Genomic DNA, 6409 nt, shown 5'->3' on the forward strand with positions numbered 1-6409 from the left:
TGCGGGTCGCGGGCGGCGCGGCGATCGCCGGGCCCTGCATCTCGCGCAGGGTCAGACCTTCGGTGTTGCGTCCGGCGAAGAACTTCTCATGTGCACCCGGTGCGGCAACCCGCTCGAAGGTGGGGTTGGGGATGAAGTCGCTGACCCGATTGTTGATGATGATTCGGGTCTGGCGGCCGATCTGGGCGAATTGAACCGCCCGCGAGTACTTCTCCGGCAGGAATTTGGTCAGTGCCTCGGGGGTCTCGTACATGTGCTGGTCGGCATCGAAGATCGGCGCGTCACGAAACTGGCTCATGCAGCGCTCCTTTCTTACCGCGAGCAGACACAGAATCGCATTCGCGGGCAATCAATCGTGCGATTCTGCGTCTGCTCGGCATGGGGATCAGGTGGTGAGGATGGTTGCGGCCGCCGTGCCCGGTGCGCCGTAGAGCTGAGCGAACCCCACCTTGGGCTGCCCGGGCACCTGACGGTCGCCGGCTTCGCCACGCAGCTGGCGGACCAACTCGTGGATCTGGCGCAGTCCCGAGGCCCCGATCGGCTCACCGTTGGCGATCAGCCCGCCGTCGGTGTTCACCGGCAGTGACCCGCCGATCTCGGTTGCCCCGTCGGCGAGCAGCTTCTCCTGATCGCCGTCGGCGCAGAAACCGCACTCGGCCATGTGGATGATCTCGGCGCCGGCGTCGGTGTCCTGCAACTGGATGACGTCGACGTCTTCGGGCGCGACACCGGCCCTTTCGAAGGCGGCGCGGGCGGCGTACACCGTGGGTGCGACATCTTCGGCGACCGGGGCGAAGGTGGTGTTGACCTCGTAGGCGCCGTAGCGCCGGGTGCGCACCTCCACCGCACGCAGGTACACCGGCTTGTCGGTGTAGCGGTGCGCTATGTCGGCGCGGCACATCACCACCGCGGCCGCACCTTCGTCGGGTGCGCAGAACATGTACTGGGTCAGCGGGTAGTTCAGCATGGCCGAGCCCAGGATCTCCTCCTCGGAGATCGGTTTGCGCCGGAACGCGTTGGGGTTCAACGCGCCGTTGCGGAAGTTCTTCGCCGCGACTTTGGCCAAGGTCTGCTGTGAGATGCCGTGGTCATGCAGATAGCGGTTGGCCTTCATTCCGAAGAACTGAGTGGTCAGGTACTGGCCGTTCTCGGCGTACCACCGAGGCATCCCGACCAGGGCCGGATCTTCGGTGAACGCTCCGCGCGGATGCTTGTCCAAGCCGACGGCGATGCCGATGTCGTAGTCGCCCAGCCGGATACCGTCCGCGCAGACCTTGGCCGCGCTGGCCGCGGTGGCACACGCGTTGAACACGTTGGTGAACGGGATGCCCGACAGACCGACCATCCCGACGATCGCATCCGGGTTGGCGACCGTCCAGCTGCCGCCGGTCGCAGCACCGATGTCCTTCCAGTCCACTCCGGCGTCGGCCACCGCGGCGAAGATGGCATCGACCCCCATCGCCATCGCGGACTTGCCCTCGAATCGGCCGAACGGGTGCAGGCCGACACCGATGATCGCTACGTCATGCGTCATGGGACCGCAATCTCCTATACCGGCTGGAAGGCGAAGGTGATGACCTCGTTGCCGTCGGCATCGGAGGTGAACGGCACCATGACCAACTCCACCGCCATGCCGAACTCCAGCTTGTCCGGGTTGTTCTCGGTGAGGCGGCCTTCGACCCGGATGACATCGCCGAGCTGCACCAGCCCGACGCCGAACGGTACGAAGTCCTTACCGGTGGGCCCCAGATACGGCGCCCCGGGGGGAAAGCCCTGGGTGGTCCACGCCACCAGGGTGCCGGTGCGCGGCAGCAGCTCCTGGCTCATCTGGTCCCCGCTGCAACTCGGACAGCGCGGCTGAGCCGGGAAAACCGTGGCGGCACAGGCACCGCAGCGGCTGCCGATCAGCTGTGGATTCTCCTCCGGCCACGTCGAGATGTCGGGGGCGAGCGCCTTCTGCATGGGACCTCCGCGTAACAGGCCTGCTAACTGTAATGCTTACCGTAAAGTATCATCGGTCCCGGCGGCCAGCGGGCTTTCCGGCGCCGTCTGGCAATCACGGCAAGGGCTCTGGGGATGGCAGCGAACGACGGATCGGCGGTGCAGCGGCGCCGAGTCCTCGTCATGGGCGCCAGTGGAAATGTCGGTGCGTGCGTCACCAGGCAGCTGGTCGCCCGGGGCGACGACGTGCGGGTGCTGTTGCGCCACTCCAGTTCCACCAGGGGGATTGACGGGCTCGACGTGCAGCGGTGTTACGGCGACATCTTCGACACTGAAGCCGTCGCCGCCGCCATGGCCGACCGCGACGTCGTGTTCTACTGCGTCGTCGACACCAGGGCGGAGCTTCGTGACCCGGCCCCGTTGTTTCGGACCAATGTCGAGGGCCTGCGCAACGTTCTGGAGGTGGCGGCGGGGGCGGCGCTGGACCGGTTCGTGTTCCTGAGCACCATCGGGACCATCGCGGTGGGGCGCAACGGCGAAACCGTGGACGAGGAGACGCCGTTCAACTGGGCCCGCCAGGGCGGGGGATACATCGCCTCTCGTCGTGAAGCCGAGCGCCTGGTGTTGTCCTATGTGGCAGACCGTGGGCTGCCTGCTGTCATTGCCAACGTGTCGAACCCTTACGGCCCGCCGGACTGGCAGCCGCGGCAGGGCATGCTCGTCCAGCTCGCGGCGCTGGGGAAGCTGCCGGCCTACGCGCGCGGAGTGGGTGCCGAAGTGGTCGGGATCGACGACGCTGCCCGCGGGATGCTGCTGGCAGCGGAGCGAGGCAGGATCGGAGAGCGCTACATCCTCTCCGAGCGCTACATGACCCAGCGGGAGATGCTCACCATCGCGGCTGAAGCGGTCGGGGCCGCACCGCCGCGCTTCGGGATTCCGATGGCGTTCCTGCATGTGCTGGGCCATGTCATCGGCCTGGTGGGTGCACTGTTGCGCCGCGACTTCGTATTCACCGCGACGGGCGCGCGACTGATGGCGTTGACGTCTCCGGCCGACCACGGCAAGGCCACCCGGGAACTCGGATGGCATCCCGAGCCGACCGAACTCGCGATTCGGCGCGCCGCGAAGTTCTACCTGGAGCGAGGCAAGACATGATCCCGTTCGTGGTACGTCGTGACAACGACTTCCTGCCGAACCCGATCGCTCAGGGCGGTTGGGGTCCGACATTGGGAGGGCAGGTGGTCGGCGGGTTGCTGGCCCGGGCCGTCGAACGCCACGTCCCCGAGGATGATCTGCAGCCCGCACGCCTGACCGTCGAGATCCTGCGACGAGTCGCCACCGCGCCGTTGCAGGTCACCGCCGCGGTGGTCCGGTCGGGCTCGCGGATGCGGGCAGTCGACGCCGCGATGACGCAGAACGGCGAGTTGGTGGCCCGCGCCTCGGCGCTGTATCTGCGTCGTGGGGTGCAGCCCGACGGCGAGTTCTACACCACCGCGGTGACGTTGCCGCCGATTCCGGCGGAACCCGAACGCCACGACGAGTCGGTGCCCATGTTCATTCGGGCATACGGCACCGACGAGGCCGGGCGCTTTGCCTGGCAGTGCGCCGGACCGCGTTTCGCCTGGATACGCGAGATCCGCGATCTGGTAGACGGCGAGGAGATCTCGCCGTTCGTGCGGACCGCGATGGCGGTCGACGTCACCGCGTCACTGACGAATTTCAGCACCGCGGGTCTGTCCTTCATCAACGCCGACTTCACCCTGACACTCAGCCGGCTACCGGTCGGTCCGTACATCGGTTTGGCGGCGATGACCCATTACAGCGACGCAGGCGTAGCCACCGGGAGCTCCAGCGTGTTCGACGCGCACGGTCCGATCGGCCTCGGCGTGACCACCGCGGTCGCCAACTTCAACTTCGACGCCGACCGGAACTACGGAGACAGTCCCAGAGCCGGCTAGGCGACAGCGCCGGATGCTTTGAGCATTTCGATTCGTTCCCAGTCCATCCCGAGTTCCAGCAGCACCGTCTCGGTGTGCTCGGCGGCCTGCGGGGCCCGGGTGGTCTCCAGCGGCTCGTGGTTGAACTGGACCGGGCCCCGGACCACCTTGAATGGCCGTCCACCGTCAGCCGGTTCCACTTCGGCAATCATGTCGTTGGCGATGGCCTGCTCATCGGCGCCCAGGTCAACGAGGCTCTGGAACGGCGCCCACTGACCCTTCATGGTCTTGAGGTGTGTGCGCCAGTAGTCGAACGGCTTGGCGCCGATGGCGTCGGCGATCAGCGTCCCGGCCGCCGCCGCGTTGCGCATCAGCGGCAGCACATCGGAAAAGCGCGGGTCATCGGCGGCCTCGCCGATACCCAAGTGCTCGAAGGTGTCCCGGATGTAGCCGGTCGGACTGACGATGCACAGGTTGATGGTCCCCCCGTCGGAGGTGGTGTAGTTGCCCAGGAACGGATTGCCCTGCGATCCGGGGGATTCCGGCATCGCCGCACGCATGGCCTCGCCGGTGTCCAGGCCCTGCGTCACGCTGGCGCCCGCCGCCCACCATGCGGTCGACAGCAACGAGACGTCGACCTCGAGGGCCTCGCCGGTGCGCTCCCGGTGCAGCAGCGCAGCGGCGATCCCGCCCGCGATGTTCATTCCGCCGACCGAGTCGCCGAAAGCGGGGATTCCCTGCGACAGCGGGGTCCCCAGCTCCTCGGGGCTCAGCGCGTGGCCGACGCCGCTGCGGGTCCAAAAGGCGGTACCGTCGAAGCCGCCGACATCACGCTCGGGGCCCTTGTCGCCGTACGCACTGCCCCGGGCGTAGACGATGTCGGGGTTGGCGGCGCGGATGTGCTCGACGTCGAACCTGTTCTTCTGCCGGGCGCGCGGCAGGTAGTTGGTCAGAAAAACATCTGCGGTAGCGGCCAATTCATAAAGTACCTGCTGCCCGTCGGCCAGCGAGACGTCGATCCCGACGCTGCGCTTGCCCCGGTTGGGGTGTTCCATCAGCGGGTGCCGGTCGGGGTTGAGCTCGAATCCGCCCATCCGGATGAAGCCGCGCTGGGTATCGCCGCGTACCGGATGCTCGACCTTGATGACGTCGGCTCCCCAGTCAGCCAATATCGCACCGGCGGCGGGCACGAAGGTGAACTGTGCGACCTCTAGAACGCGGAAGCCGTTCATAACCTTGATCAACTCAGCGCGCTCCTGCCGCCGCCAAACCTTTTGAAGTATTCTACTGTAATGGTTACCGTTGTGCGCACGAAACAGCGTGTCCGCAGGTGAGCGGCGGCGGGCAGCAAGCAACCAGCATCCAGATCGGTCAGCGGGCCGGGGCCGCGGCGGAATCGCGCATGCTGATCGACGGCAAGTTGGTCGCGGCGGCCTCGGGCGCGGAGTTCGACAATGTCAGCCCGGCCACCGGGCGGCTGTTGGGGACCACCGCAGCCGCCGGGGAAACCGACATGGGGCATGCGATCGGTGCCGCCCGCCGGGCCTTCGACGACACCGATTGGGCGACCAACCGCGCCTTGCGCAAGCGCTGCCTGGGACAACTACAGGCGGCGCTGGAGGCAGAGAAGGAAGAGCTGCGCACCGAGTTGATCGCCGAGGTCGGCTGTCCGGTGATGACGACGCAACTGGCACAGCTGGATTGGCCGCTGGCTGACGGGTTGCGTTATCCAAGCCGGTTGATCGACGAATTCGACTGGGAGCGGCTGATCGACGGTGGCGGACTGTTCGGCGAGCGCAATGTCCGCACGGTGGTCAAGGAACCCGTGGGCGTGGTTGCGGCGATCACGCCGTCCAACTTCCCCGTCGAGGTGATCCTCAACAAGCTGGGTCCCGCGCTGGCGGCCGGAAACACCGTCGTCCTCAAACCCGACCCGAACACCCCGTGGAACGCCACCCGCCTGGGCCGCCTCATCGCCGAGCGCACCGACATCCCGGCCGGTGTGGTCAACGTGGTGCCCACACCGTCCAACGAGGTCGCCGGACTGCTGGGAGTCGACCCGCGAGTCGACATGATCTCGTTCACCGGCTCGACGACTGTGGGCAAGCACCTGGCCCGCGTCAGCGCTGACACCATGAAGCGGACGTTCCTCGAGCTCGGCGGAAAGTCTGCGCTGATCGTGCTCGATGACGCCGATCCCGCCAAGGTCATTCCCGGGGCGGTCGGGGTATGCGTGCATGCCGGTCAGGCGTGCGCGGCAACCACCCGGATGTTGGTTCACACCAGCATGTTCGATGACCTCGTGGCGGCAGTCACCGCGGCCTTTGCCGCGGTGACCGTGGGCGATCCGGCGCTTCCGCAGACGCTGGTCGGCCCGCTGATCAGTGCCGCGCAGAAGCGCCGAGTGCTCGACGCCTACGCGCAGGCCCGCCTTCACGGGGCCGAGATCACCACCGGTGGCGGCGAAGTCGAAGGACTGCCGGCCGAGCTGGCGGGGGGACACTACGTGCAGCCGACGGTGATCGCCGGGG

General features: G+C 67.2%; 6 protein-coding genes and 1 pseudogene. 3 read left to right on the forward strand and 4 right to left on the reverse strand.

Going from position 1 to position 6409, the window contains the following annotated elements:
• The 3 genes and pseudogenes from LI92_RS19175 to LI92_RS19185 all read right to left on the reverse strand — a co-directional run.
• Nucleotides 1–298 (reverse strand): annotated as a pseudogene (locus LI92_RS19175) (amidohydrolase family protein); the annotation flags it as partial.
• An 87-nt stretch (nt 299–385) separates the two neighbouring features.
• Nucleotides 386–1534 (reverse strand): thiolase family protein, encoded by a 1149-nt coding sequence (locus LI92_RS19180; RefSeq protein WP_046321776.1) that lies wholly within the window; start codon nt 1532–1534, stop codon nt 386–388.
• Nucleotides 1535–1548: 14 nt separating this feature from the next.
• A complete protein-coding gene (locus LI92_RS19185) occupies nt 1549–1962 on the reverse strand; it encodes a Zn-ribbon domain-containing OB-fold protein (RefSeq protein WP_046321777.1) in 414 nt (137 codons plus the stop codon).
• 114 nt (nt 1963–2076) lie between these two features.
• Between LI92_RS19185 and LI92_RS19190 the strand changes: the two genes are divergently transcribed.
• The gene (locus LI92_RS19190) at nt 2077–3096 is read left to right on the forward strand and encodes an NAD-dependent epimerase/dehydratase family protein (protein ID WP_046321778.1); all 1020 of its coding nucleotides are present in this window, start codon (nt 2077–2079) and stop codon (nt 3094–3096) included.
• Nucleotides 3093–3899, forward strand: a complete 807-nt coding sequence (locus tag LI92_RS19195; RefSeq protein ID WP_046321779.1) for a thioesterase family protein — start codon at nt 3093–3095, stop codon at nt 3897–3899. Before LI92_RS19190 ends, LI92_RS19195 begins: the two co-directional genes overlap by 4 nt.
• Here LI92_RS19195 and LI92_RS19200 read toward each other — a convergent pair.
• Nucleotides 3896–5110 (reverse strand): CaiB/BaiF CoA transferase family protein, encoded by a 1215-nt coding sequence (locus LI92_RS19200; protein ID WP_046321781.1) that lies wholly within the window; start codon nt 5108–5110, stop codon nt 3896–3898. The genes LI92_RS19195 and LI92_RS19200 overlap by 4 nt on opposite strands.
• Nucleotides 5111–5280: 170 nt before the next feature.
• Here LI92_RS19200 and LI92_RS19205 point away from each other — a divergent pair.
• On the forward strand, nt 5281–6409 hold a 1129-nt coding region (locus LI92_RS19205; protein ID WP_082109813.1), incomplete at its 3' end, for an aldehyde dehydrogenase family protein.

This window comes from Mycobacterium sp. UM_Kg1, from assembly GCF_000972925.1.
Lineage (GTDB): Bacteria > Actinomycetota > Actinomycetes > Mycobacteriales > Mycobacteriaceae > Mycobacterium > Mycobacterium hiberniae.

Bases quoted from the DNA above. Each gene is read 5' to 3' on its own strand.
- LI92_RS19185 (WP_046321777.1), bottom strand. From the start codon at position 1,962: ATGCAGAAGGCGCTCGCCCCCGACATCTCGACGTGGCCGGAGGAGAAT.
- LI92_RS19180 (WP_046321776.1), bottom strand. From the start codon at position 1,534: ATGACGCATGACGTAGCGATCATCGGTGTCGGCCTGCACCCGTTCGGC.
- LI92_RS19200 (WP_046321781.1), bottom strand. From the start codon at position 5,110: ATGAACGGCTTCCGCGTTCTAGAGGTCGCACAGTTCACCTTCGTGCCC.
- LI92_RS19195 (WP_046321779.1), top strand. From the start codon at position 3,093: ATGATCCCGTTCGTGGTACGTCGTGACAACGACTTCCTGCCGAACCCG.
- LI92_RS19190 (WP_046321778.1), top strand. From the start codon at position 2,077: ATGGCAGCGAACGACGGATCGGCGGTGCAGCGGCGCCGAGTCCTCGTC.